The sequence below is a fragment of the Novosphingobium sp. FW305-C-30-35 genome (assembly GCF_058783135.1).
On the sequence record NZ_JBYSYJ010000001.1, the window covers coordinates 1886897 to 1902952 of the forward strand.

At 65.2% G+C, this 16056-nt stretch carries 15 protein-coding genes; 6 read left to right on the forward strand and 9 right to left on the reverse strand.

The features are described from left to right. The first annotated feature begins 48 nt into the window (after window positions 1-48). Together AC3WLM_RS09340 and AC3WLM_RS09345 are read left to right on the forward strand one after the other, a co-directional pair. The gene (locus AC3WLM_RS09340; RefSeq protein ID WP_039332994.1) at window positions 49-945 is read left to right on the forward strand and encodes a tetratricopeptide repeat protein; all 897 of its coding nucleotides are present in this window, start codon (window positions 49-51) and stop codon (window positions 943-945) included. A 5-nt stretch (window positions 946-950) separates the two neighbouring features. Next, the gene (locus AC3WLM_RS09345; RefSeq protein ID WP_039332993.1) at window positions 951-1580 is read left to right on the forward strand and encodes an LON peptidase substrate-binding domain-containing protein; all 630 of its coding nucleotides are present in this window, start codon (window positions 951-953) and stop codon (window positions 1578-1580) included. A 12-nt stretch (window positions 1581-1592) separates the two neighbouring features. Here AC3WLM_RS09345 and AC3WLM_RS09350 read toward each other — a convergent pair whose 3' ends face one another. The 7 genes from AC3WLM_RS09350 to AC3WLM_RS09380 all read right to left on the reverse strand — a co-directional run bounded on the left by AC3WLM_RS09350 (window position 1593) and on the right by AC3WLM_RS09380 (window position 6673). After that, the gene (locus AC3WLM_RS09350; RefSeq protein WP_039332992.1) at window positions 1593-2213 is read right to left on the reverse strand and encodes a MarC family protein; all 621 of its coding nucleotides are present in this window, start codon (window positions 2211-2213) and stop codon (window positions 1593-1595) included. Between the two features lie 4 nt (window positions 2214-2217). Further along, entirely contained in the window at window positions 2218-2988 is a 771-nt protein-coding gene (locus AC3WLM_RS09355) for a hypothetical protein (protein ID WP_492477208.1), read from the reverse strand. A gap of 66 nt (window positions 2989-3054) precedes the next feature. Beyond that, a complete protein-coding gene (folD, locus tag AC3WLM_RS09360) occupies window positions 3055-3948 on the reverse strand; it encodes a bifunctional methylenetetrahydrofolate dehydrogenase/methenyltetrahydrofolate cyclohydrolase FolD (protein WP_062348090.1) in 894 nt (297 codons plus the stop codon). 26 nt (window positions 3949-3974) lie between these two features. After that, a complete protein-coding gene (locus AC3WLM_RS09365) occupies window positions 3975-4274 on the reverse strand; it encodes a YggT family protein (RefSeq protein WP_039332988.1) in 300 nt (99 codons plus the stop codon). Between the two features lie 154 nt (window positions 4275-4428). Further along, entirely contained in the window at window positions 4429-4797 is a 369-nt protein-coding gene (locus AC3WLM_RS09370) for a hypothetical protein (RefSeq protein WP_156135732.1), read from the reverse strand. Between the two features lie 243 nt (window positions 4798-5040). Beyond that, on the reverse strand, window positions 5041-5949 hold the full coding sequence (argB, locus tag AC3WLM_RS09375) for an acetylglutamate kinase (protein ID WP_039332987.1): 909 nt from the start codon (window positions 5947-5949) through the stop codon (window positions 5041-5043). 76 nt (window positions 5950-6025) lie between these two features. Beyond that, a complete protein-coding gene (locus AC3WLM_RS09380) occupies window positions 6026-6673 on the reverse strand; it encodes a queuosine precursor transporter (protein ID WP_492477209.1) in 648 nt (215 codons plus the stop codon). A gap of 88 nt (window positions 6674-6761) precedes the next feature. On the opposite strand from AC3WLM_RS09380, the gene AC3WLM_RS09385 reads away from it, so the two are divergent. Beyond that, window positions 6762-8018 carry a NupC/NupG family nucleoside CNT transporter gene (locus tag AC3WLM_RS09385; protein WP_492477210.1) on the forward strand — a complete coding sequence of 419 codons (1257 nt, stop codon included), beginning with the start codon at window positions 6762-6764 and terminating at the stop codon, window positions 8016-8018. Continuing rightward, a complete protein-coding gene (locus tag AC3WLM_RS09390; RefSeq protein ID WP_492477211.1) occupies window positions 8015-8659 on the forward strand; it encodes an immunity protein Imm33 domain-containing protein in 645 nt (214 codons plus the stop codon). The genes AC3WLM_RS09385 and AC3WLM_RS09390 overlap by 4 nt, the downstream gene beginning before the upstream one ends. Before the next feature lies 1 nt (window position 8660). Here AC3WLM_RS09390 and AC3WLM_RS09395 read toward each other — a convergent pair whose 3' ends face one another. Both AC3WLM_RS09395 and mutS read right to left on the reverse strand, forming a co-directional pair. Beyond that, window positions 8661-9275, reverse strand: a complete 615-nt coding sequence (locus tag AC3WLM_RS09395) for a 5'-methylthioadenosine/S-adenosylhomocysteine nucleosidase (protein ID WP_492477212.1) — start codon at window positions 9273-9275, stop codon at window positions 8661-8663. Next, window positions 9268-11844: a DNA mismatch repair protein MutS gene (gene mutS / locus AC3WLM_RS09400; protein ID WP_492478110.1), complete on the reverse strand. Its 2577-nt coding sequence runs from the start codon at window positions 11842-11844 to the stop codon at window positions 9268-9270. Before mutS ends, AC3WLM_RS09395 begins: the two co-directional genes overlap by 8 nt. Before the next feature lie 154 nt (window positions 11845-11998). Between mutS and AC3WLM_RS09405 the strand changes: the two genes are divergently transcribed. Next, window positions 11999-13645: a hypothetical protein gene (locus AC3WLM_RS09405; RefSeq protein WP_236727088.1), complete on the forward strand. Its 1647-nt coding sequence runs from the start codon at window positions 11999-12001 to the stop codon at window positions 13643-13645. Window positions 13646-13776: 131 nt separating this feature from the next. Continuing rightward, on the forward strand, window positions 13777-16041 hold the full coding sequence (locus tag AC3WLM_RS09410) for an NADP-dependent malic enzyme (protein WP_039332981.1): 2265 nt from the start codon (window positions 13777-13779) through the stop codon (window positions 16039-16041). Window positions 16042-16056: the final 15 nt, after the last annotated feature.

The following is a 16056-nucleotide window of genomic DNA, read 5'->3' on the forward strand; positions in this document are numbered from 1 at the left end:
TTGTGCGGCAAACCTGAAAACATCGACCGGAGACGCATCTTGGCCAGCATGGGGCTCAATCTCGACGAACAGAAGGCAGTGGACCGCTTCCGCAAGAACGTGGTCGAGCCGTCGATGACCAAGCTCGTCATCCTGGATTTCTGGGCGGAGTGGTGCGGGCCGTGCAAGGCGCTCACGCCAGTGCTCGAAAAGGTCGCCGCAGAATATGCCGACAAGGGCGTGGTCCTCGCCAAGGTCAACGTCGACGAGGAACAGTTCATCGCCGCGCAGTTCCAGGTACGCTCGATCCCCACGGTCTATGCGATGTTTCAGGGCCAGCCGGTGGCGGACCTGACACCTGCGCGCACCGAATCACAGCTGAAGCAGTACCTCGACCAGATCCTCGCCAAGCTGCCGGTGCAGGCGGGCGAGCCCGAGCAGGACGTGACGCCGCTGCTTGCCATGGGCGAGGAAGTGCTGGCGGAAGGCGATGGCGAACGCGCGGCCAGCATCTTTGCCCAGATCGTCGAGATCGCGCCCGATAATGCTCAGGCCCACGCCGGCCTCGTGCGCGCATTGATCGCGGCAGGCCAGAAGGACGAAGCACAGGCCGTACTCGATTCGCTCGACCCCAAGCTCGCTGCGGATCCGGCCCTCGCTCAAGCGCGCTCCGCGCTGGCACTGGCCGAGGATGCGCCGGAAGAGGGCGAACTCGCTGCCCTGCGCGCTGCGGCGGCAGAACGCCCGGCCGACATGGACGCCCAGCTTGCCTTCGCCAACGGACTCTATGCCGCCGGCCAGCGAGACGAGGCTGCCGCCAAGCTCCTTGCCATGATCGCCGCCGACCGCGAGTGGAACGAGGGCGCGGCCAAGGCCCGCCTGCTGCAGATTTTCGAAGCGATCGGGCTGGAGGATCCCTGGGTTGCGGCCACGCGGCGCAAGCTCTCCGCCGTGCTGTTCGGTTGAGCGCGATGGGCGCGAGCGCAAACACGACGCGCCTGTCGATCTTCCCGCTGACAGGCGCGGTGCTCTATCCTGGCCTGCAACTGCCGCTGCATATCTTCGAACCCCGCTACCGTGCGATGGTCAGCGATTCACTGGCGCGTGATCGGCGCATCGCGATGATCCAGCCGCAATCGCCGGTCGATGGCGCGCCGCTGTTCAGCGTGGGCTGTGTCGGCAAGATCGCCGACGTCGAGGCGCTGGAGGACGGGCGGTTCAATCTCGTGCTTGAAGGCATCGCCAGGTTCCGCATGATCCGCGAACTGGACGTGACCACCCCGTTCCGCCAGATCGAAGCCGAACTCCTCGCCGACGACATGGCAGAAGCGCTAAGCGCGGTCGAGCGCGCTTCCTTCGAACAGGAAGCCCGCCGCTTCGCCGATGCACAGGGCTATGCGGTCGATTGGGATTCGGTCGGTCGGCTGGATGACATGTCGCTCATCAACGGCGTCTCCCAGATCGCTCCGTTCGATGCCGCCGCCAAGCAGGCCTTGCTCGAAGCCGACTCGCTCGCCGCCCGCTGCGAGTTGCTGGTCCAGCTCATGCAGTTCTTCGGAAAGCGCGACAGCGACGATGGCGGGCGGGTGACGCTGCAGTAGTTGCAACGAACTTCAGAACTGGGCCTGAATTCCGTCAATCACGAACTGCGCTGCCAGAGCCGCCAGCAGCACGCCGAGCAGGCGGGTGATCACCGCCTCCACCTGCGAACCCAGCGCCCGGATCAGTGGCCGCGCCGCGACCAGCGCGATGAAGCTCAGCACCATCACCACGGCGAGCGCCCCAAGGATCACGGCGGTTTCCTCCAGCCCGTTGGCCCGTGCCGTCAGCAGCATCACCGATGCGATCGAGCCGGGGCCGGCAAGCATCGGCATGGCCATCGGGAAGACCGAGACGTCCTCCACCTGCGGCTGGGCGGACCGTACCTTCTCGGCCCGCTCCTCACGCCGTTCGGTGCGCTTCTCGAACACCATGTCGAGCGCGATCAGGAAGAGCATGATGCCGCCGGCAATGCGGAAGCTGTCGAGTTCGATGTGCAATGCGCCCAGCAGATCCTCGCCGAACAATGCAAAGACCAGCAGGATGCCGGTGGCGATCAGGCAGGCGCGCAAGGCCATGGAGAACGCCTGTTTCGCCGTCGCGTTGGCGGTGAGGCCCGCATAGATCGGCGCACAGCCGGGCGGGTCGATCACCACGAACAGCGTGACGAAGGCGGAGAGGAATAGCTGCAGCATCGCCTCAGGCTCCGTTCGCTTTGAAGTTGCGCGCGATCGCTTCGCGCATCGCGCCGTCTTTCCAGATCCAAGCAGTGAAGCGACGGTTGCCGTCAGGCAGAACGGTCGAACGCCAGGCCAGGCTGCCGTCGCGCGATTGGCCGTCCTTGCTGTCGCCGCCTTCGGCTGCCGGAATGGCTCCGGCAAGCGGACGCATGGGCGGCAGCTTGCTGTCCTCCTTGCGCTCGCGCTTGCTGCCGGGCTGCGGCGCTGGGTCTCCCGGCGGACGAGGACGGGCCGGGCAATCGGCAACCTTGCCCTCGGCCCAGTCCACCTCGCGCAAGGGCGAGGCGAGGTCCTGCCCGTCATCGAGCACCCATTTCCAATCGACCTTGCCCTTGAACTGGCGCTGCCACACGGTGACGTATTCGCCGTCCCCTCCCGACGGTCCCTGCCATGCGCCATAGGTCAGCCCTGCGGTGCCGTCACAGCTGATCCATGCAAGGTGCGGAGCCCACTTTACCGTCGCGGGCGGGTCCTTGCGGTCCTTGAGCAATGTCCTGGCCAGCTGGCGTCCGTCTTCGAACATCTCGGCGGTCTCGTCCGCCGTCTCGCGGAAGGCGGTCCATTGTCCCCTCTCCCGCGCCAGCCGGGCAAAGCCGATGTCCGCGGCGATCAGCGCAGAAGGATTGGCATAGGCGCGCTGCGGGCGGCCAGGCCCTTGCGAATCCGGGGCCGATTGAGAGAGTGCGGGCGTGTCTGCAAGGAGGAATGCGAGGGGGATCAGGCGCTTCATCACACCAGCCTAGCCGATGCGCTGCAGCCTGCCCACCCCGCCAAACCTATCCCGCCAAGGGGCAGATCAGATTGCGTCCGCCGCCAGATCCAGACCTTCGTTGCGATAGGCCGCGACGAGCGCGTTGCGCAGCAGCACCGCGATTGTCATCGGGCCGACGCCACCGGGCACCGGCGTGATGGCCGAGGCGACTTGCGCGGCGCTTTCATAGTCGACATCGCCCACCAGCTTGGTCTTGCCTGCTTCGGCGCCGGGCACGCGGTTGATGCCTACGTCGATCACGGTCGCGCCGGGCTTGATCCAGTCTCCCTTGACCATCTCTGGTCGGCCAACGGCAGCCACGACGATATCAGCCCGCTTCACCACGTCTGCGAGGTTCTTCGTGCGGCTGTGCGCCACCGTCACCGTGCAGCTTTCCGCGATCAGCAACTGCGCCATCGGCTTGCCGACAATGTTGGACCGGCCGATCACCACCGCGTCGAGGCCCGATAGATTGCCGAGTTTGTCCTTGAGCAGCATCAGGCAGCCAAGCGGCGTGCAGGGCACGAAACCCGGCTGGCCCACGGCAAGGCGGCCGGCGTTGGTGACGTGGAAGCCGTCGACGTCCTTGTCGGGGTTGATCGCGGCGATCACCTTCTGCTCGTCGATGTGCTTCGGGAGCGGCAGCTGCACGAGGATGCCGTCGACCGCTGGATCGGCGTTGAGCTGCTCGACCATCGCCAGCAGATCGGCCTCGGACGTTTCGGCTGGCAGCTTGTGCTCGAAGCTGTTCATGCCCGCTTCCACCGTGCTCTTGCCCTTGGAGCGGACATAGACCTGGCTTGCCGGGTCCTCGCCCACCAGCACCACGGCCAGGCCAGCCTTGCGCCCGGCCTGGGCCTCGAACGCAGCGGCAAGATCGCCCACGCGGGCGCGCAGGGTGGCGGCGAAGGCCTTTCCGTCGATCACGGCAGCAGTCATCGTCTATAATCCAGCGAGTTTGTGTGTCACATTCCCGCCGAGGATGCGGCAATGCCGCTCAGCAGGATCGTCAGCAGGTTAAGGCCGATGATCAGTACCATCGGCGAGAAATCGAGCGCGCCGGTATCGGGCAGGATCTTGCGGATCGGGCGCAGCATCGGCTCAAGGATAGCGTTCAGGGCCTTCCACACCGCGGCAACCGCGTTGTTGTGCATGTTGACGACATTGAACGAGATGAGCAGGCTCAGCACGAACTGCACGATGACGACTACGACAAGGATGTTCACGAGGTAGTTGATCATGGCGATCAGCGTGTAAAGCAGCATCGGTGCATATCCTCGTCGGTAGATTGAGAGCGAGCCATGCTCCTAGCCGACCCTCTTGCCGGGCCACAAGTGCCCGCAGTTTCGCTACGGGGCGACACTTGCGCGGCTCTGTATGTGCTACTTACAATTTAGGCAAGCTTCGCCGCTGTTGTCCTCAGGGCTTGCCTGGGTTGAGCGTCGTGCTGTCGATATGCCAGCGCAGCTGCTCCGCCGACGCTCCGGGCACGTTGTTGACCCTTCGCAAGATCACGTCGCCCGTTATCGTGCGGTCACCATCGGTTATGACCACCGGGGCGGTATAATAGATCGAACCCGCCGCGCCTTCCTGCTGGCCTTCGCCGATCACTACCGAAGGAGCCTTGAGCCTGCCCCAAGTCTCGGCGAAAAGCCTCGCGTCCATGCCGCTGCGATCCCCCTTGTCTGCCCAGAAAGCGCGGACACTGCGCCAGTCGCGGGCTTCGATGGCGGCGGCAAAGGCATCGAGCACGTCCTCGGGCCGCTTGGCAAGAGAGGGCTGAGCCACTTTTCCGGATGCTGCAGGCTCCAATCGCTGTGCAGGACCGGCTGTCGGCTGAGCAGCGGGCGCAGCCATCGCGGTGCTGTCTTCTGCAGGCGACGCCGGTCCCCGCTGACAACCGCCAAGGTGAAAGACCAGCGCCGACATGGCGGCCGTGACAAGAGCGGTGCGGATCATGCCGCAGGGACGAACGCGGGCCGATCCGGTTCCGCGCTTAATGGAAACATAATCTCCGGTCGGATCGGCGCCTCAGGCGCGGATCAGCGTCCCCGCACCGCGCGCGGTGAAGATCTCCAGCAGCATGGCATGGGGCACGCGGCCATCAAGCACGACCGTCGCCTCGCAGCCCGCCTCGACGGCGTGGACGCATGTCTCGAGCTTGGGGATCATGCCGCCGCTGATGGTGCCGTCTTCGGCCAGTCGCGCGATGTCGGCGGGCCTGAGGTCGGTCAGCAGGTTCTTGTCCTTGTCGAGCACGCCCGGAACGTCGGTCAGCAGGAACAGGCGTGAGGCACCGAGTGCGGCGGCAATCGCACCTGCCATGGTGTCGGCATTGATGTTGTAGGTCTCGCCATCCTCGCCGACGCCGATCGGCGCGATCACGGGAATCATCCCGGCGTTTACGATGGTGTCGATCACGGTCGTGTCGATGCGGTCGGGCTCGCCCACGAAGCCGAGGTCGACCACGATCGGATCGCCATCCTCGCCCTCGATGGCCTTGGGCGACTTCTTCGACTGGACCTTGCGGGCGACCACCATGCCGCCATCCTTGCCGGAAATGCCGATGGCCTTGCCGCCCGCGCGGGCGATCCAGCTGACCAGTTCCTTGTTGATGGCGCCGGCCAGGACCATTTCAGCCACTTCGGCGGTCTGCTTGTCGGTTACGCGCAGGCCGTCGACGAACTGCGATTCGATGCCCAGCGCCTTTAGCATCCGCCCGATCTGCGGCCCGCCGCCGTGGACGACGACCGGGTTGATGCCCACGGCCTTCAACAGCACGATGTCCTCGGCAAAGTCCTGCGCCAGTTCGGGATCGCCCATCGCGTGGCCGCCATACTTCACCACGAAAGTCTTGCCGGCATAGCGCTGGAGATAGGGCAGCGCCTCGGTCAGGGTCTCTGCCTTGGCAAGCATCGCGGGGTCGTGGTTCTGGCTCATGCGCGCGCCCTTACGCGCAATGCTTGCAGAATCCAATATTGGCGTTGCGCGCGTGACGGCAGCTTATGCCGTCCAATCAGGATGGGCTGTCGAGCCTGCGACCGATCTTCATCACCAGCGCAATGATCAGCGGCACCAGCACTGTCGACAGCACGACCTTGGCCAGCATCTGGCCCGCCATCAGGCTGGCAATAGGCCGTACGCCATAGAACGAAACCGAAATGAAGATCAGGGTATCGACAACCTGCGAAAGTGCCGCGGCAATGAAACCACGCACAGCAAGAAACCGCCCTGCCGCACCGCGCAGGCGGTTGAAGATCCACACGTTGAGCGTCACCGACACGCCATAGGCCATGATCCCGGCTAGCATCATGCGCCACGATTGGCCAAGGATGATCGGGAAGGCTTCCTTGGCCGGTTCGTACATGCCCGGGTCAGTCGGCAGGTTCAGCACGAACAACGTCAGCGCGATGGCAAAGGCCAGCGGCAGGAAGCCATAGCGGACAAGGCGGTCTGCGGCGTCCTTGCCATGAAGCTCGGCTATCCCGCTGGAAATGGCGACGAGAGTGAGGAAGGGAAATATCCCGGCCTCCACCGCCAGCGGACCAAGCGCAACCTGCTTTGCTCCCAGCACACCGCCCAACGTCACCATGCCGCCATAGAACAGCGCGAAGAGGAACAGCGAACGGGGGATTGCGAAGGCTGGCGCGGTGGTATCGTGCATTTCGGGCCGATAGCGCGCTTTTAACCTCCCGCCAATTCGCTATTAGATTCGGCTGAAACCAATTTGCGTGCGGAGCAGATCCTTCCCGATGCGTGTCGCTTCAAGTCTTCTCGGGATGGTGCTCATCCTTGCCCTCGCCTTCCTGCTCTCGTCGAACCGCCGGGCGATCCGCCTGCGCGTGGTAGCCGCGGCCTTTGCCCTGCAGGCGGGTTTCGCCGCGCTGGTGCTGTACGTGCCGGTCGGCAATCGCCTGCTGCAGGGCGCAGCGGGCGGGGTCGAAAGCCTGCTAGGCTTCGCCCGCGCCGGTGTGGCCTTCCTTTTCGGCCCCTTGGCGGACCCGGCGATCGGCGGCACCAGCTTTGCCATCTCGGCCTTGCCGGTGATCGTGTTCTTCGCCGCGCTGATCTCGATCCTCTACTACCTTGGCGTGATGCAGCTGGTGATCCGCTGGATCGGTGGCGCGCTCGAGAAAGTGACCGGCATCAGCAAGGTCGAATCGCTCTGCGCCGCCAGCAACATCTTCGTCGGCCAGAGCGAATCACCGCTGGTGATCAGGCCCTATCTTGCCGCGCTCAACCCCAGCCAGCTGTTCACCGTGATGACGGTGGGCATGGCGGGCGTCGCAGGCACGATCCTTGCGGCATACGCCAGCATGGGCATCCGCATCGACTATCTGGTCGCCGCGGCCTTCATGTCGGCGCCGGGCGGGATTCTGATGGCCAAGCTGATGATGCCCGACGAGCCGCCGGTGCCCGCCGAAGTTGCCGACGAAGCCTTGCCCAACCCGCACGTGAAACCCAGCCTCGCCTCGGACGAGGAAGAGCGCCCCGCCAATATCATCATGGCGGCAAGCCAAGGGGCGCAGACCGGGGTGAAGCTCGCCGTCGCCGTGGGCGCCATGGTGCTGGCGTTCGTCGCGCTGGTCGCGCTCGCCAACGGCGTGCTCGGCTGGATCGGCGGCTGGTTCGGCACGCCCGACCTCTCGTTCCAGATGGTGCTGGGCTATGTCTTCGCGCCGGTGTTCTACCTGCTGGGTGCCGATGGCTGGACCGAGGCGATGCAGGCTGGTGGCCTGTTCGGCAGCAAGATCGTGCTCAACGAATTTGTCGCCTTCATCGAACTCGGCAAGGACACCGCGCTGTCGGCCCACACCGTTGCCATCGTCACCTTCGCGCTCTGCGGCTTTGCCAACTTCAGCTCGATCGCGATCCAGATGGCGGTAACTGGCGGCCTTGCCCCCAACCAGCGCCCGGTCATCGCCAAGCTCGGCATCCACGCGCTGGTGGCAGGCGCGCTCAGCAACCTGATGAGCGCCGCGCTGGCGGGGCTGTTCCTGTCTCTGTGACGGACAGCTTCCCTTTCCATCTGCGCGACGCCGATGCCGCTGTTGCCGAATCTCCCTATACCTTCTTCATCCCGCTGCTTGAGGAGCGGGTGCAGGTGTCGGTCGGCGATCTGGTGAAGCTTGGTTTCGAGTATGAGTGGGAGACGCAGCAGTACAGTGGAGAGCGCATGTGGGCGAAAGTCACCCGCAAGTCTGGGCTCGATTTCACAGGAACATTGGACAATCAGCCGTGGGAGCCGGGACTGGAGATCGGCTTGGAGGTGGCGTTCGGTGTCGGGCACATCCTCGATATCGAATGGGACAATCCTGAAGCACATCCGCCATTCCATCGGCATCAGAGCTACTGGGAACGCTGCCTCGTCGACGATTGCGTGCTGGATGGAAGCGTGCCGGTCGAATACATCTATCGCGAAGAGCCGGACATGGCTGGCGAGGACGACAAAGACCCCGACAGCGGTTGGCGAATACGGGGGATGGATGGCCATCCTGATGCCGATCCTCTCGATGACCGCACAGCCAGCTACGTCGCGTTGGGCGCCGTGCTGAACAGGGATGACAGCTTCCTTGCCCTGCTGGATGCGCCAATCGGCAGCGCTTTCATGCGCGATTTTGAAACCGGCAAGTACAACCGGGCCGAGTAGATCAGCAGTAATGCGCTGCCAGAAGGTCCACCGCCTTGGCGAGTTCGCCGTCGAGGTAGCCCAGCAGCTTGTGCCAGTCGTGCGCGCCGGCCAGTTCGCCGGGGCCGTCTGACACGCCGCGCAGGCCCACCAGCGGCACGCCAAAGGTGCGGGCGGCGCGGGCGACGGCGTAGGTTTCCATGTCGACCATGTCGGCGCTCACCCGGTTCCAGTGATCGCCGCTGACAACGTCGCCGCCGCTCGATAGCGTGGCGATGGGCAGGTCCAGCGGCGTGTCCAGCGGCAGGTCCTTGGGCTCATCGAGATAGGGCACCACGCCCGGCTCCACGCCCAGCGCCGAGGCGTCCATGTCGCGCCACGAAACGCTGCCGATCTGGTGGATCGAGCCCAGAGCGCAGCGCCGCGATCCGGCCGAGCCGAGGCAGACGATCAGGTCGGGCAGTGTGCCTGCCGCCTCCAGTCGCGCCAGCGCAATTCCTGCGTGCAGCGCCGCCTCGACCGGGCCGATTCCCGTAATCAGCGGCACGAACCGCGCGCGCAGGTGCGGGCCATATTCAGGCTCTGCTGCCATCACGAACAGCGCACGCTTGGTCCCGAGCTGCGTCAGTTCAACCATTGGCTTGGGCTTTCAGCTGATAGAGCAGATCCAAAGCCTCGCGGGGCGACAGCGCATCGATGTCGAGGCCGTTGAGGCGCTCGCGCAGGGCGTCGACCTTTTCCTCTGCCGCTTCGATCGCGGCGGCGAACAGAGGCAGGTCGTCGAGCCCTGCGGCAAGGCCGCCGGTGGCGGCGCGGCCTTTCTCGAGCTTTTCCAGCACCGACTTGGCGCGCTTGATCACAGGCGCCGGCACGCCTGCCAGCCGCGCCACGGCAAGGCCATAGGACTTGTCTGCCGGCCCTTCCGCCAGTTCGTGCAGCAGCACCAGATCGCCCTTCCATTCCCGCGCGCGGACGTGGTGGAGCGAGAGCGAATCGTAAGCTTCGGCAAGACGCGAGAGCTCGTGGTAGTGCGTGGCGAACAGGCAGCGGCAGCGGTTGATCGAATGGATTGCCTCTGCCACCGCCCAGGCCAACGACAGGCCATCGTAGGTCGATGTGCCCCGGCCAACCTCGTCGAGGATGACGAAACTGCGCTCGGTCGCCTGAGACAGGATCGCCGCCGTCTCGACCATTTCGACCATGAACGTCGAGCGGCCGCGCGCCAGATTGTCCGATGCGCCGACGCGGCTGAACAGGCGATCGACCAGGCCGATCGTCGCGGCTTGCGCGGGCACGAAGCCGCCGGCCTGTGCCAGCAGCACGATCAGCGCGTTCTGGCGCAGGAAGGTGGATTTACCGCCCATGTTCGGCCCGCCGACCAGCCAGAGCCGATCCTGCGGATGCAGGCAGCAGTCGTTGGCGACAAAACGCTCGCCCTTGGCCGCCAGCGCTGCCTCGACAACCGGATGCCGCCCGCCGGTGATCTCAAGACAGGGCTCGTCCACCACGCGGGGGAGCGCCCAGCCGCCTTCGGCCGCTCGCTCGGCCTGTCCCGCAGCCACGTCGATGCGGGCAAGTGCTGCCGCCGTGGCAGCGATCGCTTCCCTGGCGCGCACGGCGTGACAGACGAGATCCTCGAAATGCGCTTCTTCCGCTGCCAGCGCATGGCCACCGCTTTCTGCAATCCGGCTGGCTTCCTCGTGCAGGGCCAGCGCATTGAAGCGCACTGCGCCCGCCATGGTCTGGCGGTGGGTAAAGCCTGATTCGGGCGCCATCAGCCGGTCGGCGTGGCGCGCCGGAACCTCGATGAAGTAGCCCAGCACGCCGTTGTGGCGGATCTTCAGCGCGGTGACCCCGGTATCGTCGCGGTACTTCGCCTCCAGCGCCGCAATGGCTCGGCGGGCGTTGCCGGAAACCCGGCGCAACTCGTCGAGCGCGGCGTCGTAGCCCTCGGCGATATAGCCACCCTGCGACCGTTCGGTCGGCGGCGCTGGCACCAGCGCACGGGCGTAGAGATCGCACAACGCGCCATGGCCCGATAGCGAGGGCAGCATCTCGTCGAGCGGGCCGGGCCGGTCGGAGCGCGCGCGCAGCACGTCGTGCAGGCGGCGTGCCTCGGAAAGCCCGTCGCGCAACTGGCCAAGATCGCGTGGAGAGCCACGCCCGGCCACGACCCGGCCCAGCGCACGGCCGACGTCGGGCAAACTGCGCAGGATGCCGCGGATGTCGCCCCGCAGCAGCGGATCGTCGTGGAGCCAGCTGACCAGTTCCAGCCGCCGGTTGATCGCGCGCGTATCGGTGAGCGGAGCTGACAGGTCCTCGGCCAGGAGTCGCGCCCCGGCCCCGGTTACGCAGCGATCAATCGCCTCGACCAGCGAGCCTCGCCGGGTACCGCTCGAACTGACCAGTATCTCAAGGCTGCTGCGCGTGGCTTCGTCCATCGCCATGTGCGTGCCGGCCTCGCGCGCCACCGGCGGCAGGATCAGGGGCAGCGCGCCACGGCCGACATGATCGAGGTAGGCGACGAGACCGCCCGCCGCAGCCAGCATGGCGCGGCTGAACTGCCCGAATCCGTCGAGTGTGGAGACCCCATGCACGGCCTTCAGCCGCGTCTCGCCTTCGTCGCTGCCGAACGACCGATTCGGACGAGGAACGCAATCAATCGGCGCGTTCTCCCATGATTCTGGCGCGACCACCTCGCTCGCGCCAAGCCGGGCCAGCGCCGCGCCCATCTCATCGGGCGCGCATTCCTCAAGCTCCATGCGGCCCGTGGAGATGTCACAGGCGGCAATGCCGATCGCGCCGCGCACCTCGCACACCGCGGCCAGCACGTTCGCCCGGCGCGGTTCGAGCAGTGCTTCCTCGGTCAACGTGCCCGCTGTCACGAATCGGACGATGTCGCGCGCCACCAGCGCCTTCGAACCACCGCGTTTCTTCGCTTCCTCGGGCGTTTCGACCTGTTCGGCGATGGCCACGCGGCAGCCCGCCTTGATCAGCCGGGCAAGGTAGCCCTCGGCGGAATGGACCGGCACGCCGCACATCGGAATCGGCGCGCCGCCGTGTTCGCCGCGGCTGGTCAGCGCGATGTCGAGGACTTGCGCGGCGATCTTGGCGTCGTCGAAGAACAGCTCGAAGAAGTCGCCCATGCGGTAGAACAGCAGGCAGTCGCCAGCCTGCTGTTTAAGCGCAAGATATTGCGCCATCATCGGAGTTGGGGCATTAGGCGTCACGCGCACGTGGCTAGACGAGCGCGACGTGTTTCTCAAACCATCGACACCGGGATATCCGCAACTCCAGCGCACAGCCTGTGCAGAGCAGGCAGCATGGGGACGGTTCCGGTCTTGTGGGGGTACTTACGGTTTGACGCAAGTCCGCGAAAAGGATTGGCTCCAGGGTCTGAAGGCCGCTTGGGCGCGCGCAGGAGCGCTGCCGTGGCTTTCGGGCCCCGGCATCCTCATTGCAGTGCTGCTCGTTTGCGCCCCCTTCGCGCTGGTCGAAGTGCCGCCACTGATCGACGTGCCCGGCCACATGGGCGCCGCCGCGATCGAGGCTGCCGGCCCCGGCAACCCGCTCGAACAGTACTTCACCTGGAAGTGGGTGTTCACCCTGAACATCGGCGGCGGCGTGCTGATGAAGGTGCTCGGAGCGCAGTTCGGCATCCTCGCTGCAGGCTGGTGGAGCACGGTGCTTGCCACGGGCCTGTTTGCAGGCGGCTGCTTGTGGACCATCCGCATGCTCAATCCCAAGGGTGGGCACGCCGCGGCATGGTCGCTGATGTTCGTGTTCAGTTTCCCGCTGCTGACGGGCTTCCTCAACTACATCCTTGCCACCGGCCTTTCGCTGACCGCGTTCGGCGCCTCGCTCTGGCTTGAACAGCGCAACCCAAAGGCGCGCGCCGCGATGCTCGTGGTTGCGCAGCCGGTGGCAATGCTCTGCCACGCGATCGGCGGCCTGCTGCTGGCGTTGCTGGTAGGCGCCCATGCTTTCGGCCGCGCGATGGACGAACTGCCCGAAGGCTGGCGCTGGCGCGACCTGACCAACCGCCAGTGGCTGCGCACGCTTGACTGGAAGGCGATTGGCTTGCGCCTCTGGCAAGCTTGCTGGCCGCTGCTGGCCACGGTGATCACGATCGTGCTGTGGAAGGCGTTTTCGCCGCCCGTCCAGTCGATGAACATCTGGCGCTGGGACCAGAAGGCGTGGTCCTTCGTGCTGACCTTGCGCGACCAGTCCAAGCTGCTCGATGCCGGGACCACGATCATCGCCTGCCTGCTGGTGCTGGTCGGGCCGTTCCTCGGCGCAAAGTGGCGCTTCCGGCAGGGCATGCCCGCGCTGATGGTGTTCCTGCTTTTCCTTGCGATCCCGAGCGACATCAACGGTTCGGCCTTCGTCGACATCCGCATCCTTCCGGTCGCGGCCATGCTCGGCCTCGGCCTGCAGGACTGGAGCGGCGCCCGCCGCCCGCAGTGGGCGCGCGCGGTCGCTTATGCCGGCATGGCCCTGCTCGCCGTGCGCCTCACCGTGACGGCATGGAGCTTCAACGGCTATGCCGAAGACTACAACAAGCAGCTTTCCGCGCTGACCCATGTCGAACCCGGCAGCCGCGTCCTCGCTTTCGTGGAGCATTCGTGCCTCGACGAATCCTGGCGCAACACCCGCCGCGATCACCTCGCCAGCCTCGCGAGCCTCTACCGGCAGGCCTGGGTCAACGACAACTGGGCGGTCCCCGGCCTGCACATGGTCGTGCCGCGCTTTCGTCCGGGTCGCAACTTCACGGCGGACCCTTCAGAGTTCGTCTGGTCGCGCGGTTGCGCCGGTGGCTGGCGTCGCAGCGTCGATACCGCGCTGAAGTACGCCCCGATCGAGCGCGTGGACTATGTCTGGCTGATCGACACTGGCCTGCCGCGACGCGCCGATCCTCGCTTGCAACTGGTCTGGCAGGAGGGCCGCAGCCTGTTGTTCAAGGTAAGGCGGCTCGGCATCCCGACGTGGCAGCCGAAGGACCTCTAAACCGGCAGTCCGATTCCGCATCCGGCATTTTCGATTGATTTGCATCGACTCTGCAGTGTCCGCGCGCCTTGACGTAACGTCAAAGGTCGGACACTGCCATCACAACAAGTCCGGTCAGATACGGGGGAACCATGTCCGAGGAAAGCAACGTCCGCTTCACCGAACGCGAGGCGCTTTTCTACCACAACACGATTCGCCCCGGTAAGATCGAGATCATCGCCAGCAAGCCGATGGCGACCCAGCGTGATCTGTCGCTGGCTTATTCTCCCGGCGTCGCGGTCCCGGTCCGCGCGATCGCCGAAGATCCCGCCACCGCCTATGACTACACCGCCAAGGGCAACCTTGTTGCCGTGATTTCCAATGGCACTGCCATCCTTGGGCTTGGCAACCTTGGCGCGCTGGCCTCCAAGCCAGTGATGGAAGGCAAGGCCGTGCTTTTCAAGCGCTTTGCCGACGTCGATTCGATCGACATCGAGCTCGCCACCGAAGATCCCGACGCTTTCATCGAAGCTGTTGCGCTGATGGAGCCCTCGTTCGGTGGCATCAACCTTGAAGATATCAAGGCGCCCGAATGCTTCATCATCGAACAGGCCCTGAAGGACCGCCTGAAGATACCGGTGATGCACGACGACCAGCACGGCACGGCAATCATTTCCGCCGCAGGTCTGCTCAATGCCTGCCACCTGACCGGACGCAAGCTCGAGGACGTCAAGGTTGTCGTCAACGGCGCGGGCGCTGCGGCCATTGCCTGTACCGCGTTGATCAAGGCGATGGGCGTGCGCCACAACAACGTCATCATGTGCGACCGTTCTGGCGTGATCTACCGCGGCCGCGAGAACAGCATGGACCAGTGGAAGAGCGCGCACGCGGTCGATACTTCGGCCCGGAGCCTCGAGGATGCTCTGGTCGGCGCAGACATCTTCCTTGGCCTTTCGGCAGCCGGGGCCTTGAAATCGGACTGGATGGCCAAGATGGCGCCGCAGCCGATCATCTTCGCAATGGCCAACCCGGACCCGGAAATCACTCCGCCCGAAGCAAAGGCGGTGCGCCCGGATTGCATCATCGCCACGGGCCGGTCGGACTATCCGAACCAGGTCAACAACGTCCTTGGCTTCCCCTTCATCTTCCGCGGCGCGCTCGACGTTCAGGCGACCGCGATCAACGAAGAAATGAAGATCGCGGCAGCCGAGGCGATTGCCCAGCTCGCTCGCGAGCCTGTCCCCGAGGAAGTCGCTGCCGCCTACGGCATCAACCACACCTTCGGTCTCGACTACATCATTCCCGCACCGTTCGATCCGCGCCTCATGGAAGTCGTGTCGTCGGCAGTGGCGCAGGCAGCGATGGATTCGGGCGTGGCGCAGAAGCCGATCGAGGACATGGACGCCTATCGCACCAGTCTCAAGGCGCGCCTCAACCCGACAACCTCGGTCCTGACCAACGTGTTCGCCCAGGCTAAGGACAATCCCAAGCGCGTCGTCTTTGCCGAGGCAGAGAACGAGGTGGTGCTGCGTGCCGCGATCCAGTTCAAGGACTTCGGCTATGGCACCCCGGTGCTGGTCGGACGCACCCAGGGCGTGCTCGATCTGCTGACCGAACTCGGCGTCAGCGATCCTTCGTCCTATGAAATCCACAATTCCGCGGTCTCGCCGCTGGTGCCCGAGATGGTTGCCTACCTCTATGAACGCCTCAAGCGCCGCGGCTATCTTGAGCGTGACGTCAAGCGCATGGTCAACCAGGACCGCAACGTCTTTGCCTCGCTGCTCGTCGCGCTCGGCCATGGCGATGCACTGATCACCGGCATGACGCGTACTTTCGCGCAGTCGATGAAGGAAGTGCGCCGCGTTCTTGATCCCAAGCCCGGCCACCTGCCCTTTGGCATCCATCTCATGGTCGCCAAGAACTATACGGTGTTCCTGGCAGATACGACCGTGAACGAGCGTCCTTCGGCCGAGGACCTGGCGCATATCGCCAAGGAAACGGCCGCCGTCGCACGGCGCATGGGCCACGAACCGCGCGTTGCGTTCCTGTCGTACTCGACCTTCGGCAATCCCTATGGCCGCTGGCTGGAATCGATCCGCGGTGCGGTGGCCATTCTCGATGCCGAAGACCCGGGCTTCGAATACGAAGGCGAAATGGCCCCGGATGCTGCCTTGAACCCCAAGGTCATGGCCAACTATCCGTTCAGCCGCCTTTCCGCTCCGGCCAACGTGCTGATCATGCCGGGCCTGCAATCGGCCAACATCTCGGCCAAGCTGCTGCGCGAACTGGCTGGCAATGCCGTGATCGGCCCGATGCTGCTGGGCATGGAGAAGCCCGTCCAGATCGCACCGATGACCTCGCTGGCGCCCGATATCCTGACGCTGGCCGTGCTGGCGGCTGCAGGGGTTGTGGGTTAAGTTTTCGGACTTGCG

What these genes read in the sequence shown, in the direction of transcription:
- AC3WLM_RS09340 (WP_039332994.1), top strand. Translation starts at nt 49, where the DNA reads ATGGGGCTCAATCTCGACGAACAGAAGGCAGTGGACCGCTTCCGCAAG.
- AC3WLM_RS09345 (WP_039332993.1), top strand. Translation starts at nt 951, where the DNA reads ATGGGCGCGAGCGCAAACACGACGCGCCTGTCGATCTTCCCGCTGACA.
- AC3WLM_RS09350 (WP_039332992.1), bottom strand. Translation starts at nt 2,213, where the DNA reads ATGCTGCAGCTATTCCTCTCCGCCTTCGTCACGCTGTTCGTGGTGATC.
- AC3WLM_RS09355 (WP_492477208.1), bottom strand. Translation starts at nt 2,988, where the DNA reads ATGAAGCGCCTGATCCCCCTCGCATTCCTCCTTGCAGACACGCCCGCA.
- folD (WP_062348090.1), bottom strand. Translation starts at nt 3,948, where the DNA reads ATGACTGCTGCCGTGATCGACGGAAAGGCCTTCGCCGCCACCCTGCGC.
- AC3WLM_RS09365 (WP_039332988.1), bottom strand. Translation starts at nt 4,274, where the DNA reads ATGCTGCTTTACACGCTGATCGCCATGATCAACTACCTCGTGAACATC.
- argB (WP_039332987.1), bottom strand. Translation starts at nt 5,949, where the DNA reads ATGAGCCAGAACCACGACCCCGCGATGCTTGCCAAGGCAGAGACCCTG.
- AC3WLM_RS09380 (WP_492477209.1), bottom strand. Translation starts at nt 6,673, where the DNA reads ATGCACGATACCACCGCGCCAGCCTTCGCAATCCCCCGTTCGCTGTTC.
- AC3WLM_RS09385 (WP_492477210.1), top strand. Translation starts at nt 6,762, where the DNA reads ATGCGTGTCGCTTCAAGTCTTCTCGGGATGGTGCTCATCCTTGCCCTC.
- AC3WLM_RS09395 (WP_492477212.1), bottom strand. Translation starts at nt 9,275, where the DNA reads ATGGTTGAACTGACGCAGCTCGGGACCAAGCGTGCGCTGTTCGTGATG.
- mutS (WP_492478110.1), bottom strand. Translation starts at nt 11,844, where the DNA reads ATGATGGCGCAATATCTTGCGCTTAAACAGCAGGCTGGCGACTGCCTG.
- AC3WLM_RS09410 (WP_039332981.1), top strand. Translation starts at nt 13,777, where the DNA reads ATGTCCGAGGAAAGCAACGTCCGCTTCACCGAACGCGAGGCGCTTTTC.